11 protein-coding genes are annotated in these 13,677 nt (G+C 68.2%); 2 read left to right on the top strand and 9 right to left on the bottom strand.

All coding sequences use genetic code 11. The annotated features are described in order from the left end of the window. Positions 1 to 5 precede the first annotated feature (5 nt). Both Q8S38_RS24245 and Q8S38_RS24240 read right to left on the bottom strand, forming a co-directional pair. On the bottom strand, positions 6 to 3,161 hold the full coding sequence (locus tag Q8S38_RS24245; RefSeq protein WP_305682882.1) for an efflux RND transporter permease subunit: 3,156 nt from the start codon (positions 3,159 to 3,161) through the stop codon (positions 6 to 8). A gap of 5 nt (positions 3,162 to 3,166) precedes the next feature. Next, positions 3,167 to 4,402, bottom strand: coding sequence for an efflux RND transporter periplasmic adaptor subunit (locus Q8S38_RS24240; RefSeq protein WP_305682881.1), 1,236 nt, complete (start codon positions 4,400 to 4,402; stop codon positions 3,167 to 3,169). Positions 4,403 to 4,492: 90 nt separating this feature from the next. On the opposite strand from Q8S38_RS24240, the gene Q8S38_RS24235 reads away from it, so the two are divergent. After that, positions 4,493 to 5,152 carry a TetR/AcrR family transcriptional regulator gene (locus Q8S38_RS24235; RefSeq protein ID WP_305682880.1) on the top strand — a complete coding sequence of 220 codons (660 nt, stop codon included), beginning with the start codon at positions 4,493 to 4,495 and terminating at the stop codon, positions 5,150 to 5,152. A 30-nt stretch (positions 5,153 to 5,182) separates the two neighbouring features. Here Q8S38_RS24235 and Q8S38_RS24230 read toward each other — a convergent pair whose 3' ends face one another. Further along, positions 5,183 to 6,616 (bottom strand): amidohydrolase family protein, encoded by a 1,434-nt coding sequence (locus Q8S38_RS24230; protein WP_305682879.1) that lies wholly within the window; start codon positions 6,614 to 6,616, stop codon positions 5,183 to 5,185. Positions 6,617 to 6,809: 193 nt separating this feature from the next. Here Q8S38_RS24230 and Q8S38_RS24225 point away from each other — a divergent pair, with 193 nt between their 5' ends. After that, positions 6,810 to 7,751 carry an acetamidase/formamidase family protein gene (locus tag Q8S38_RS24225; protein ID WP_305682878.1) on the top strand — a complete coding sequence of 314 codons (942 nt, stop codon included), beginning with the start codon at positions 6,810 to 6,812 and terminating at the stop codon, positions 7,749 to 7,751. A gap of 149 nt (positions 7,752 to 7,900) precedes the next feature. On the opposite strand, the gene Q8S38_RS24220 is transcribed toward Q8S38_RS24225, so the two are convergent. The 6 genes from Q8S38_RS24220 to Q8S38_RS24195 all read right to left on the bottom strand — a co-directional run. After that, positions 7,901 to 8,353, bottom strand: coding sequence for a Ros/MucR family transcriptional regulator (locus Q8S38_RS24220; protein WP_305682877.1), 453 nt, complete (start codon positions 8,351 to 8,353; stop codon positions 7,901 to 7,903). Between the two features lie 174 nt (positions 8,354 to 8,527). Beyond that, positions 8,528 to 10,285: a hypothetical protein gene (locus tag Q8S38_RS24215; RefSeq protein WP_305682876.1), complete on the bottom strand. Its 1,758-nt coding sequence runs from the start codon at positions 10,283 to 10,285 to the stop codon at positions 8,528 to 8,530. 49 nt (positions 10,286 to 10,334) lie between these two features. Continuing rightward, positions 10,335 to 11,420, bottom strand: coding sequence for a protein-glutamate methylesterase/protein-glutamine glutaminase (locus tag Q8S38_RS24210; protein ID WP_305682875.1), 1,086 nt, complete (start codon positions 11,418 to 11,420; stop codon positions 10,335 to 10,337). After that, complete coding sequence (locus Q8S38_RS24205) at positions 11,417 to 12,298, bottom strand: CheR family methyltransferase (protein ID WP_305682874.1); 882 nt, start codon at positions 12,296 to 12,298, stop codon at positions 11,417 to 11,419. The genes Q8S38_RS24210 and Q8S38_RS24205 overlap by 4 nt, the downstream gene beginning before the upstream one ends. A 7-nt stretch (positions 12,299 to 12,305) precedes the next feature. Continuing rightward, positions 12,306 to 12,788, bottom strand: a complete 483-nt coding sequence (locus tag Q8S38_RS24200) for a chemotaxis protein CheW (RefSeq protein ID WP_305682873.1) — start codon at positions 12,786 to 12,788, stop codon at positions 12,306 to 12,308. A 66-nt stretch (positions 12,789 to 12,854) separates the two neighbouring features. Next, positions 12,855 to 13,677, bottom strand: an 823-nt coding sequence (locus Q8S38_RS24195) for a methyl-accepting chemotaxis protein (RefSeq protein WP_305682872.1), incomplete at its 5' end; no start/stop codon positions are given.

Here is a 13,677-nt window from a genome sequence, read left to right as displayed (position 1 = left end):
TGTCCTCAATGCGCCTCTGCCGGGGTCTCGGCCGCAGTCCCGGCGGCGGCGTCGGCCGGAGCCTTGCGCCAGCGCCGGACCGTTCCGGCGACGAGGACGTAAAGCAGCGGCACGAAGAACACGCCGAGCACGGTCGCGGCGATCATGCCGCCCATCACGCCGATGCCGATCGAGTTCTGGCTGCCGGAGCCGGCGCCGGTCGCGATCGCCAGCGGCAGCACGCCGAGGATGAAGGCAAAGGAGGTCATCAGGATCGGCCGCAGCCGCTGGCGCGCGGCGTCCACGGTCGCCTGGACGAGGCTCTTGCCGGCCGCCTCCTGCTCGATCGCGAATTCGACGATGAGGATCGCGTTCTTGGCCGCCAGCCCGATCGTGGTGAGCAGGCCGACCTTGAAATAGACGTCGTTGGTCTGGCCGAAGATGGTCGCCGCCAGCAGCGCGCCGAAGATGCCGATGGGCACCGACAGCATCACCGCGAAGGGCACCGACCAGCTCTCGTAGAGCGCCGCGAGGCAGAGGAAGACGACCAGCATGGCCAGCGCATAGAGCGCCGTCGCCTGGCTGCCCGAGAGCCGCTCCTGATAGGACAAGCCGGTCCACTCGTGGTTGAACCCGGCGGGAAGCTTCTGCGCCAGCACATCGATCTGGTCCATCGCCGCGCCGGAGCTGACGCCGGCGGCCGCGGCGCCCTGGATGTTGACGGCCGAGGCGCCGTTGTAGCGCTCGAGCCGCGGCGAGCCATAGGTCCAGTGGCCCGAGGAGAAGGCCGAGAACGGCACCATCGACCCGCCGCTGTTGCGGACATACCAGCGGCCGATATCCTCCGGCTGCATCCGGAACGCCGCATCGGCCTGGACATAGACCGATTTCACGCGGCCGCGGTCGATGAAGTCGTTGACATAGGCCGAGCCCCAGGCGGTGGAGAGCGTCGTGTTGACGTCGCCCAGCGAGAGCGTCAGCGCGCTCGCCTTCTCCTGGTCGATCTCGACGGCGTATTGCGGCGTGTCCTCCTGGCCGTTGGGTCGGGTGCCGGTCAGCACCGGGCTCTGCGCGGCGAGCCCGAGCAGCTGGTTGCGGACCTCCATCAGCTTGGCGTGCCCGGCGCCGGCGACGTCCTGCAGATAGAACTCGAAGCCGGCACTGTTGCCGAAACCCTGGATCGAGGGCGGCGCCAGCGCGAACACCATGCCGTCCTTGATCGAGCGGAAGGCGCCCATGGCGCGGCCGGCAATCGCCTGGGCCGTCGCCTGCTTGCCGACGCGATCCTCGAAGGGTTTGAGCCGCACGAAGGCGATGCCGACATTCTGGCCCGAGCCGCTGAACGAGAAGCCCGTGACCGTAAGAACGCCCTCGATGAGGTCCCTTTCGTTCTCCTGATAGTGCTGCCGGACCTGGTCGAGTACCTTGAGCGTGCGATCCTGCGTCGCGCCGACCGGCAGCTGCACGATGGTGAAGAGGACGCCCTGGTCCTCGTCGGGCAGGAACGAGCTCGGCAGCCGTGCGAAGAGATAGACCATGCCGCCGCCGATCAGCAGGAAGACCAGCATGAAGCGCAGGGGCCGGGCGATCATGCCCGCGACGCCGCCGGCATAGCCGTTCATCGTCTTGTCGAAGACGCGGTTGAACCAGCCGAAAGGCCCGGTCCGCGCGGCGTGCTCGCCGGCGGGCTTGAGCATCGTGGCGCAGAGCGCCGGGGTCAGGATCAGGGCCGTGACCACCGACAGCGCCATGGCGGTAACGATCGTGATCGAGAACTGGCGATAGATGATGCCGACCGAGCCGCCGAAAAAGGCCATCGGCACGAACACGGCCGAGAGCACCGTGGCGATGCCGACCAGCGCGCCGGTGATCTCGCCCATCGACTTGATCGTCGCGTCCTTGGGCGAGAGCTTCTCTTCCTGCATCACGCGCTCGACGTTCTCGACGACGACGATGGCATCGTCGACGAGCAGGCCGATGGCCAGCACCATTGCGAACATGGTCAGCGTGTTGACGGAGTAGCCGGCAACCGCGAGCACGCCGAAGGTGCCCAGCAGCACGACCGGCACCGTGATCATCGGAATCAGGGTGGCGCGCAGGTTCTGCAGGAAGACATACATCACGATGAAGACGAGGATGATCGCCTCGAACAGCGTGTGGACGACCTTCTCGATCGAGACCTGCACGAAGGGCGTGGTGTCGAAGGGATAGACCACGTCGACGCCCTCGGGCAGCGTCGGCTTGAGGCGGTCGATCGTCGCTTTCACCGCGGCGGCCGTGTTCAGTGCGTTGGCGCCGGTGGCGAGATTGACCGCGAGCCCCGTCGCCGGCGCGCCGTTGTAGCGCGTGGCGGTGGTGTAGTCCTTGGCGCCGAGCTCGACGCGGGCGACGTCGTTGAGGCGCACGATCGAGCCCGACGAGCCGCTCTTGAGGATGATGTTCTCGAACTGGCCGGCCGTCTGGAGGCGGCTGACCGCTGTCACGGTGGCGTTGAGCTGCTGTCCTTGCGTCTGAGGGAGGCCGCCGAGTTGGCCGGCCGAGACCTGGACGTTCTGCGCCTGGATCGCCGTGACGATGTCCCCCGGCATCAGCGCGTATTTCTGCAGCTTGTCGGGATCGAGCCAGATCCGCATCGCATAGCCCGCGCCGAAGAGCTGGGTCGAGCCGACGCCGGCGACGCGCTTGAGCGTGTCGTTGAGCGTCGAGTCGACATAGTCGGCGAGGTCTGTGGTGGACATCCGCCCGTCGCGCGAGACGAAGGCGGCGACCATCAGGAAGCCGCTCGAGGCCTTGGCGACGGTGATGCCGGTGTTCTGCACCGTCTGCGGCAATTGCGCGGTGACGAGCTGCAGCTTGTTCTGGACCTGCATCTGCGCGACGTCGGGATCGGCGCCGCTGGTGAAGGTCAGCGTGATCGTCGCGCTGCCCGACGCCGTCGAGGTCGCGGACATGTATTGCAGGTTGTCGACGCCGGTCATGCCCTGCTCGATGACCTTGGTCACGGAGTTCTCGACCGTCTGCGCATCGGCGCCGGGATAGCTCGCATTGATGCTGACGGTGGTGGGGGCGATCTGCGGATATTGCGAAACCGGCAGCGTGCGCAGGGCCAGCAGGCCCGCCAGCATGATGACGATGGCCACGACCCAGGCAAAGATCGGGCGTTCGATGAAAAAACGGGACATGAGGATCAGTTCTTCGCGGTCGGAGCGGCGGTCGGGCCCGCGGGCAGCGCGGCCTGACGGTTGGCGGCCTTGAGCTCGCCGCTGGCCTCGTCGATCGTCACCTCGTTGCCGGTGACGGTCTGGCCGGCGCGCACGAGCTGGGCGCCCTCGACGATGACGCGCTCGCCATCCTTCACGCCCTGATCGACCAGCCAGTTGTTGCCGACGCTGCGCGCGGTCACCAGCACCCGCTCCTCGACCTTGCCATCGGCACCGACGAACTTGGCCGTCGCCTCGCCCTTGGTGTTACGGCCGACCGCGCGCTGCGGCACCAGGAAGCTGTTTTCGGCGATGCCCTCCTGGATCACGGCGCGAACGAACATGCCGGGCAGCAGGAGGCGGTCGGGATTGGGGAATTCGGCGCGCACCGTGAAGGTGCCGGTGGTCTCGTCGATATTCGCCTCGGCGAATTCGAGCTTGCCGGACTGGGCGTATTCCGTGCCCGTATCGAGCTTGAGCTTCACCGCGACATTGGGGCCGCTCAGCTTCAGCCGACCCTCCGCGATGGCGCTGCGGAACTTCAGCAGATTGGTGCTGGACTGGATGACGTCGACATTGATCGGATGGAGCTGGCGGATCGTGGTCAGGGCCGTGGTCTGGTTGGCCGTCACCAGTGCGCCCGGGGTCAGGGTCGAGCGGTCGACGCGGCCGCTGATCGGGGCCGTGACCCTGGTGAAGGCGAGATTGATTCGCGCCGTGTCGACACTCGCCTTGGCCGAGGCGACATCGGCCTGCGCCTGCGCCAGGGCGGCATTGGCGTCGTCATTATCCTGCTTGCTGATCGCGTTCTGGCGGATGAGGTCGCGATAGCGGTCGACCTTGGCCTGCGCGTTGGGGACGGACGCCTCGGCCCGGGCGAGCGATGCGACCGCGCTGTCGAGCGCCGCCTGATAGGTCGCGGGATCGATCTCGTAGAGCAGATCGCCGGCCTTGACCTCGCTGCCCTCGCGGAACAGGCGCGACTTGATCAGCCCGCCGACCTGGGGGCGGACCTCGGCGACCAGGCTGGCGGCGACGCGGCCCGGCAGTTCGGCGCTGATCGCCACGGGCTTGGGCCGCAGCACCACGACGCTGACCTGGGCCTGCGGTTGAGGCGGTGGCGCGGCGGCCTTCTCGCTGTTGCAGCCCGCAAGCCCCAGGCCGAGCAGGGCGGCCCCGGACAGAAGGAGGCGCCGGGCAGTCGGAGAGGTGGTGATCGGCATTGGATGCCCCATTAGGAAACTCTTGGGTTTCTTAACGCTTGATTTTTGCGGCTGTCAAACCCAAAGATGTTTCCGAAGGGGCGACGGTTAATGAATGACGTTACGGCAGAGGCGATGCAAGGTGGACGACCGCGCGGGCGCCCCAAGCAGCGTTCGGACGCGGAAGAGCGGCAGCGGATCGTCGCGCTCGCCTGCGAACTGTTTCTCGATGTCGGCTATGGCGGCACGACGATGGATGGCGTCGCGGCGCGCTGCGGCATCTCGAAGAAGACGCTCTACCGGCTGTTTCCGGCCAAGACCGACCTCTTCAACGCGATGGTCGCCGACAACCGCCGCACGATGCTGGCGCTGCCGCGCCCTGACGACGACCTGCCGACCGCAGACGCGCTGGCCGCGATCTTCCGCCTCGACGTCGAGGAGGCCGACAACAACGAAAGACTGGCCTTCATCCGGCTCGCCATGGCCGATTCGGACCGCTACCCGGAAATCGCCGAGGCGATCACGCAGGAGGGGGCAGAACCGGCGCTTCGACTGCTGACCGGCTGGATGGCACGCCAGCAGGAGCGCGACGTCTTGCGGCCGTTCCCGCCCCGGACCGCCGCGCGGATGCTGATGGACATGGTGTTCGGCGTGCTGGTGAAGCGCTTTCCGGGGGACGAGCTGCAAACGCGCGAGGATCGTTTCGCCCATGCGCGCCACTGCATCGACGTTTTCCTCAACGGGCTGGCGGAGCGGCCGGCGGCCCGCTGACCGGGCCTGCGCCATCCCCGCGCCGTCGCCTCAGCAGCAGCCCAGCCGCGAGAGATAATGCCGCGTAACCGCGCTCTCCAGCGCCGGCAACGCCGTGACAAGGCCGGCGCGATCGGCGATGCCGGCCCGATAGATGCCGCGCAGTTCGTCATGCACGGCATCGAGATCGACGCCCTGCACCCGCCCATGAGCGACGACCGTGCGCCCGGCGACGATCAGCTCGCGGATATGGCGGCGGTTGGCGCGGGCGAACATGAGGTCGAGCGGATCGACCGGCATCAACGCATCCTCGTCGAGCGCCGCACGGTCGAGGATCAGCAGGTCGGCCGCCTGCCCTTCCGCGAGCTGGCCGCCTGCGGGTGCGCCGAGCGCGATGCGGCCGGTCTCCAGCGCCATGGCAAGCGCGTCGCGCGGGCGGATGGCCGTGTCGAAGCCCCAGCCGCCATGCAGCGACCAGAGCAGGCGCAATTCGCGCAGCGCGTCGTCATCCTCGTCGAAGGCCTGGCCGTCGACGCCGAGCGCGACCTTGCAGCCGCGCGCCGCCATCTCGGCAACAGGCGCCAGGCCGGAGCGCAGCGCCAGGTTGGACGAGGTGTTGGTGGCGATGACGCAGCCGGCTTCGGCGATCATCTCCAGTTCGTCGGGGCGGGCCCAGACGCAATGGGCGAGCGTCAGCCGCGGCGAGAGCAGGCCGATGTCCTTCCAGCGCTTCACGAGCCCGCCCGGATAGGTCCGGTCGGCCCAGTCGCGCTGGTACTTCGTCTCGAAGAGATGGGTGGTGACGCGCCGCCCGGTGCGGGCGGAGGCCTCGGCGATCGCCTCCCAGAGCGCATCCGAGCCCCATTGCGGGCCGTTGGGCGCATATTGGACATCGACCATCGGGCCGGCGATGGCCGCCGCGACGGCGTCGACCCGGGCCATCTGCTCGGCGATCGGCAGCATCGGCGACAGATAGCGCGCCTCGATCTCGGCACGGGCGACGGGATCGAGATCGTCAAGCACCGGCGCATGGTCGCCATAGACCAGCGGGTTCTGGTCGCGCATGCCGACGCCAAACGCAATGCGCACGCCGATGTCGCGCGCGGCGCGGGCCATGGCAGCCGCCTCGGTGACAAAGTCGGTCAGTCCCATCGGGCGGACATGGTGGATCATCACCGCGCCCTGGCCGCCGAGCGCGGCGCGGCCGAGCGGCGCCAGCGTTGCGAGATAGGGATCGACGGGGGCAAACAGCGCCAGCCGGTGCAGCCAGAGCTCGAGCGGCTTGGCGAAGCCCCCGACCGAGCTGGTGCGGATCGGGCGGGCATGGTCATGGGCGTTGACCAGCGCGGGCAGCACGACGATGTCGTCATCGGGGGAGGCCGAAGCCGGCGCGATCGCGGCGATGTCGCCACCGTCGAGCGTGAAGGTGGTGTCCGTCAGGCTGCGGCGGGCATCGAAGGCGTGTCCGGCGGTGATCTGGCGCAAGGGTGTCTCCGTCGAGCGGGCGGGCGTGGCGTGGGCGTGCCGGAACGATAGCCCCGGCGCCTGCAGCGCGACAGCAAGAAGCGCGCCGGCTTGGCGACACTGTCCAAAGCGGGGGGCCGGTCTGTCACGCCGGCACTCGACAGGCAACGCGGATGGAGCCCATTCTGGCCGCCTCACCGGCCAGGGACCGCTCATGCTCCACACACTCAAAGCCTCGCCCGAAACCTGCCATTGGGGCTATTTCGATGCGCGCGTCGCGCCGGCCCTGACGATCGCCAGCGGCGAGACGGTGACGATCGAATCCGTCAGCGGGACTGCCGAGACGCTGCCGCCGGCCGGCTTCCATGTCCCGCCCGAACTGCACGCGATCCATGCCGCGCAGCAGGGATTGCCGTTCGGGCCGCATATCCTGACGGGTGCGGTGGCGGTCGAGGGGGCCTGGCCCGGCGACGTGCTGCAGATCGACATCGAGTCCGTCTCGCTGCGGCAGGACTGGGGCTACAACCTCAACCGGCCGCTCGCCGGCACGCTGCCCGACGACTTCCCGCATTTCCACATGATGAACATCCCGCTCGATAAGACGCGGATGGTCGGGACGATGCCCTGGGGGCTCGAACTGCCGCTTTCGCCCTTCTTCGGCGTCATGGGCGTCGCCCCGCCGCTGGAATGGGGGCGCTGCACCTCGATCATCCCGCGCGCCTTCGGCGGCAACCTCGACAACAAGGAACTGGTCGCCGGCACGACGCTCTATCTGCCGGTCTTCGTGCCCGGCGCGCTGTTTTCGGTCGGCGACGGCCATGGCGTGCAGGGCGACGGCGAGGTCAATGTCACCGCGATCGAGACGGCGCTGTCAGGCACGTTCCGCCTGACGGTGCGCAAGGATCTGAGCTTTGTCTATCCGCGCGCCGAGACGCCGACCCATGTCATCACCTGCGGCATGGATCCCGATCTCGACCGCTGCGCGGAAAAGGCACTGCGCGACATGATCGTGCTGATCGTCGAGCGCACCGGCATCACCCGCGAACAGGCCTATGCGCTGTGCTCGATGGCGGCGGATCTGCGGGTCACGCAGACGGTCAACCAGCACAAGGGCGTCCACTGCATGCTCAGGAAGAGCCTACTGGAGCGACGCTGATTCGCTTGACCTGACGTAGAGACACGCCCGGGTTACGGGCGTGTCCTGATAATTCAGCCTAGAGATCTGGAGCGCGACGCGCCTGAAGACGCATCGCGGTCCGTCGGGTTCCTGGCGCGCCTGGGGCCGGCGCGCCGGGCCCTCAAAACTCAGGCCTTGGCGCGGGCAACCCGCTTGGTCTTGGCGGCGGGAGCAGCCGGCGCGGCAGCCTTGCGGCCGAGGCCCATCGACTTGGCCAGCGCCGAGCGGGCCTCGGCGTAGGCAGGGGCGACCATCGGATAATCGGCCGGAAGACCCCATTTCGTGCGGTATTGCTCGGGAGTCAGGTCGTATTTGCTGCTGAGATGGCGCTTCAGCGACTTGAACGACTTGCCGTCCTCGAGGCAGATGATGGCGTCGGGCGTCACCGATTTGCGGATCGAGACGGCGGGAACCAGCGGCGCGGCGGCCGGTGCCTCGGGCTCTCCGCCGAGCTTGGCGAGCGACGCATGGACGCTGGCGATCAGGTCGGCGAGGTCGGCACGGGGCACATTGTTGCGGGCGACATAAGCTGAGACGATGGACGTCGTCAGATCCAGAAGCTCTTCGTTGTTATCTGCCATGGGGAGGGTCCGATCGGGAGAAGGATTAGCATTGCTGTGAGTACTATCTTGGGATTAGGACGAAGACAGCGCAATGTCTATCCATAGCCACTCGAAACCTGTCTCGAAAGGTTTCTGAGATCCTTTGACGTTGTCTGCAAATGCATCTCGCACGCGCTGCGTGCATCTTTCCGCTCAGAACAGGAAGTCGTCGACGCTGTCCTCGGCCTGGGCGACGACGATTGAAGGCTCTGCGCCGCCGGTCTGCGCCGGCAAGAGTAAGCCCATAACGGATTGGTGGATCTTGCGTTCACCGACCATGGTGTAGCTCGGCCAGACGTGCTGCTCTATCAGCCCGCGCACCCGCTCGGCGACGCCGGCATCCTCCGGCATCCTCGCCTCCGCTCCCGACCGGGCCAGTTCGACCGCGCTCGATGCGATCAGATCGCTCATCGCGCCCGCATTGGAGAAAGACAGCCGCGCGGCCGCCACGACGGCGCCGAAACCGCCGCCTTCGCGCGTCAGCTGGGCGAGCGTCGCGCCGAGCCGGTCCCCGGTCTGGCGCATGGCCGAGAGCGAATCGCCCATGGCCTCGTTCAGCGCCGTGAAATGGGTCGCGTCGAGGCGACCCGGGCTCGTCAGCCCGGCCGAGGCCTGCTGCATGCTGGCAAAGGTCGGGGTCAGCAGCGCGGCATCGCCTGCGACCTGGTCGGCTGCGAATTTGAGCTCCTGGGCGATGACCACGAGGCTGCGGCCCTCGGTGCCGATCCGGGCGGCCCGCAAGCCCGCATTCATGCCGATCAGCACGATGCTGGAGACGGTGCCCGCCAGCGCCGCGACCGTTTCCTGGCAGGTCTGCAGGACGGTGGTGAGCGTGGCCGTGACGCGGTCGACACCGGCGCGAGCCCTGTCGCATTTGGCCAGCAGGTCGGCGGCCTCGGCCAGGTTCGTCTCCAGGTCGGCAAGGAAGGAGCCGGAATGGCCGCCATCGGCCTGGTAGAGCGAGCGCACCAGATCGAGCAGGCCGGCGGTGTCGCCCTCCAGCAGCGCCAGCGCCGCTTCGATGGACTCCGCATCCTGCGACAGGGTCTGCGCGCTCTCGTCGAGCTGGGCCGCCTCGAGCTGGCGCAGCACGAGATTGGCGGCGGTCCGCTCCCGGGCGTCGAGATCGGCGCCCGCGCCGGTCCCGGCGGAGATCGCCGCGAGCAGGCGCAGGGCCTTGATCGCATGTTCGAGCTGCTGGCGGATGCTGTCGCCCGATTGCAGGGAAATGATCGCGCCGCCGGCGGCCATGGCGATCTTGCCGGAGTGCTGCGCGGCGTCGCTGGTCAGCGCGACACTGCGCTGCTGGCGCTGGGCGACCTCGGCCAGCGTCCGTTCGAGATCGTCGGCGAGCGCGGTCAGGGCCTCGCCATAGCGCTCCTCGAAATCGCGCTGGGCCGCCAGCGCGGAACCGAGCAAGGCGCTCAGATGGTCATGATCGCGGGCGCAGTTCTGGATGGTGCGCTGCGCCTGCGTCGTCAGGGTGACGATCTCGCTGGTGAAATCGCCGAAATCGCGGCCCGCCGCCTGCACCGAGACCGCCTCGATGCGGGCGCTGCGGGCCAGGATCGTGATCAGCCGCATGTGTTCGAGCAAACGGTCGAGCGCCTGCGACGCGTCCTTGCTGTGGACCGCGAGGTCCTGCAGGACCCCGGTCTCGCACTGCAGCCCCTCCTTGATGGCGCGCAGTTCGCCGGCGAGCCCCGACAGGGTCGCGCCCGCCTGGGCGATCCCGTCTCCCGAGAGTTCGGTCGAGAGGGTCGAGAGGCGTTCCTTGAGCCCCTCGAACAGGCCCAGCCCTTCGCCGAGCTGGCTTCCGGCCCGAGCGAAGGTGACGTCGATCTCGCGGGCCGTGCCCTCGAGCGCCAGGATCAGCCGCGACAGAGACGGATCGTCCGCCAACGTCACCATGGCCCCTCCTCCTCCTCCCATGTCAGACGCCACACGCATCGGCACACCCTCAACCCGGTCCTGGCGTAGCTTGCGGCCAGGCCATGATCTCCTGTGGTACACGAGAGAGCTTGACGATCCGTTCCGCCGCGCCGAGGTCGATCGCCTCCTTGGGCATGCCGAAGACGACGCAGCTCTCGGCGTCCTGCGCGAGGGTACGGCAACCGGCCTTGCGCATTTCGAGCAGACCGCGGGCGCCATCGTCGCCCATGCCGGTCATGATGATGCCGAGCGCATTGGCGCCGGCATATTGCGCGGCCGAGCGGAAGAGCACGTCGACCGAGGGGCGGTGGCGCGAGACATGCGGCCCGTCCTTGATGGCGACGCGGTATTGCTGGCCGACGCGCTGGAGCAGCATGTGGCGGTTGCCCGGCGCGATCAGGACGCGGCCGGTGGAGACCTCGTCGCCATCCTCGGCCTCCTTGATCTCCATCGCGCAGAGGCCGTTCAGCCGTCTGGCGAAGGCGAGCGTGAATTTCTCGGGCATGTGCTGGACGATGGCGATTCCCGGGCAATTCGCCGGCAGTTGCTCGAGGACCTCGCGCAGGGTTTCCGTGCCGCCGGTGGAGATGCCGATGCAGACGATTCTGTCGGTCGCATGCCGGACGCGGCCAGGCACCGGCGGCGGCAGGATCGCGTCCGCCGTCAGCTTCTTCTCGATCGCCATCCGCGGTTCGCGCGGGCGCAGCTTGGCCTGGGCGGCGGCGCGCACGGCATGGCGCAGGCGGTCGGCGGTCTCCAGCAGCGCCGTGCGCGTGTCGACGCGCGGCTTGGGCAGCACGTCGACGGCGCCGGCCTCCAGCGCATCGAACAGGGCCCGTGAGCCGGCTTCGGTCAGCGTCGAGCAGATGATGACGGGGATCGGCCGCTGCGCCATGATCTTGCGCAGGAAGGTGAGCCCGTCCATGCCGGGCATCTCGATGTCGAGGATCATGACATCGGGCAGTTCGGTCTGCAGGCGGCGGGCGGCGGCGAAGGCGTCGGCCGCCGTGCCCATCACCTCGATGCCCGGATCCTCCGTCAGGATCGAGCTCATCACCTGGCGGACGGAAGCCGAATCGTCGACGATGAGGACGCGGATGGGCTTGCGGGTCATGCCGCCGACCTCGCGCCCGCCGCGGACGCGGTCTGGTAGACGGTCGGCACGACCGAGCGAAGCGCGTCGACGCCGCTCCCGGCCATCGATTCCGAATGGCCGAGCATCAGATAACCTCCCGGGCGCAGATGCGAGGCGAGCCGAGACAGAACCGCGTTCTGCGTCGGCTTGTCGAAATAGATCAGGACGTTGCGGCAGAAGATGACGTCGACGTCCCGGTCGAACGGGTAGGCTTCGTCCATCAGGTTGAGCCTTTCGAAATGGACCGTGCGGCGCAGTTCCGGCGTGACGCGGACGACATCCTCGCGCGGGTTCTTCGAACGCATCAGATAACGCTGCTGCATCGGCGCCGGCACCGGCGCCACGAAGGCGCGCGGGTAGATCGCGGCGCGCGCGTCGCGCAGCACCTCGGTCGAGACATCCGTGCCGAGGATGGAGAACCGGGCCACCTTGCCCGCCGCGACCAGATCCTGCAGCACCATCGCCGCCGTATAGGCCTCGGCGCCGGTCGAGGAAGCGGCGCTCCAGACCTTGAGCTGCGGCGGCCGCCCCCCCTGGCGCAGGGTGAGCTGCGGCACGGCAACGTCGCGCAGGAACTCGAAATGGCTCGGCTCGCGGAAGAAGTCGGTCTTGTTGGTGGTGACGCAGTCGATCAGGTGGATGGTCTCGTCAGCCAGCCCGCCGCGCTCGAACAGATGCGCGCCATAGGCCTGAAGACCGGGCAGGCCGAGCGCCCGGACCCGCTTGCGCAAGCGACCCTCGACCATGGTGCGCTTGGTCTGCGGCAGCTTGATGCCGACGCGCGTCTCGATGAACGCCGCGATGGCCTTGAAATGCTTGTCGGACAGGTGATCGTAGGCGTCCGTTGCGGTCTGCATGCTCACCTCAGGCCGCCTTTTCCGGCGCCATCGCAGCCAGTCCCGGCAGATCGTCGGATTCCATCAGCCGTTCGAGATCGAACACGACGATGAAGGCCTCGCCCTTGCGGCCGATGCCGGCGATGTAGTTCGACTGCCAGCGGCCACCGACATCGGGCGCCGCCTCGGTGTGGTCGGCATCGAGCCCCGTGACCTCGAAGACCCGGTCGGCGACGAAGCCGACCCCCATGGTGCGGCCCTTGACCGGCACGTCGAGGATGATGATCCGGGTGGCGTCGGTGGGCTCGGCGCGGGGAAGGCCCAGCTTGGTGCGCAGATCGACGATCGGGTAGCCGGCGCCGCGGACATCGATCATGCCGAGCAGGAAGTTCGGCGCATGCGGCAGCTTCGAGATCGGCCGCATGTCGAGGATCTCCCGGACATTGCGGATGTCGATGCCGAACAGCTCCTGGTCGATGCCGAGCGTCAGATATTGGGCGGTATCAGCCATGGTGACCTCGCGGGGGAAAAGCGGTCAGAAGGCGGCCCCGGCTGGCGCCAGGGCCGCGCGCACCGGTCAAACGCGGTGGAAGGCGGCGTCGTCCTGGTCCTCGCCCCCGTCCATGTCGAAGGCAAACCCGCCATTGCCGACCTTGCGGCCGGCACGGGCGGGCGCCTTCTTGGGCGCGATAGCCGCGGCCATGCTGGCGGCCTTGCCGCGCAGCTGCTTGACCGCCCGGGTGACGGCGACGGGCTCGACCGCCGCAGCCCGCTCGTCGAGCTTGAAGAAGGAGATGGTGGTCTGGAGCTGCTCGGCCTGGGCGGCGAGTTCCTCGGAGGTGGCGGAGACCTCCTCGGACGCCGCTGCGTTCTGCTGCGTCACCTTGTCGAGCTGCTGGATCGCCTGGTTGATCTGGCTCGAGCCGACATCCTGCTCGCGGCAGGCGGCGGTGATCTCCTCGACCAGTTCGGCGGTCTTCTTGATGTCGGGCACGAGCTTGGCCAGCATCGCGCCGGCTTCCTGCGCGACCTTCACCGTATCGACCGAGAGCGTGCCGATCTCGGCAGCGGCCGCCTGGCTGCGCTCGGCGAGCTTGCGCACCTCGGAGGCCACCACCGCGAAGCCCTTGCCGTGCTCGCCCGCACGGGCGGCTTCCACCGCTGCGTTCAGCGCCAGAAGGTCGGTCTGGCGAGCGATCTCCTGCACGATGTTGATCTTCTGGGCGATGGTCTGCATCGCATCGACCGCCTTGCCGACGGCGATGCCGGAGGCTTCCGCATCCTTGGCCGACTGGCCGGCCATCTTCTCGGTGGTCGCCGCATTCTCGGCGTTCTGCTTCACGTTGGCCGCCATCTCCTCCATCGAGGACGAGGCCTCCTCGGTGGACGAGGCCTGCTCG

Origin of the sequence: Allobosea sp., assembly GCF_030695125.1 — a bacterium.
Classification (GTDB): domain Bacteria; phylum Pseudomonadota; class Alphaproteobacteria; order Rhizobiales; family Beijerinckiaceae; genus Allobosea.
Note: the sequence above shows the minus strand (reverse complement) of the source record. Positions and strands in the feature narration are given on the sequence as shown.

Excerpts from the sequence above, each read along its gene's own strand:
- Q8S38_RS24245 (WP_305682882.1), bottom strand. The coding sequence starts at position 3,161 with ATGTCCCGTTTTTTCATCGAACGCCCGATCTTTGCCTGGGTCGTGGCC.
- Q8S38_RS24240 (WP_305682881.1), bottom strand. The coding sequence starts at position 4,402 with ATGCCGATCACCACCTCTCCGACTGCCCGGCGCCTCCTTCTGTCCGGG.
- Q8S38_RS24235 (WP_305682880.1), top strand. The coding sequence starts at position 4,493 with ATGAATGACGTTACGGCAGAGGCGATGCAAGGTGGACGACCGCGCGGG.
- Q8S38_RS24225 (WP_305682878.1), top strand. The coding sequence starts at position 6,810 with ATGCTCCACACACTCAAAGCCTCGCCCGAAACCTGCCATTGGGGCTAT.
- Q8S38_RS24220 (WP_305682877.1), bottom strand. The coding sequence starts at position 8,353 with ATGGCAGATAACAACGAAGAGCTTCTGGATCTGACGACGTCCATCGTC.
- Q8S38_RS24215 (WP_305682876.1), bottom strand. The coding sequence starts at position 10,285 with ATGGTGACGTTGGCGGACGATCCGTCTCTGTCGCGGCTGATCCTGGCG.
- Q8S38_RS24210 (WP_305682875.1), bottom strand. The coding sequence starts at position 11,420 with ATGACCCGCAAGCCCATCCGCGTCCTCATCGTCGACGATTCGGCTTCC.
- Q8S38_RS24205 (WP_305682874.1), bottom strand. The coding sequence starts at position 12,298 with ATGCAGACCGCAACGGACGCCTACGATCACCTGTCCGACAAGCATTTC.
- Q8S38_RS24200 (WP_305682873.1), bottom strand. The coding sequence starts at position 12,788 with ATGGCTGATACCGCCCAATATCTGACGCTCGGCATCGACCAGGAGCTG.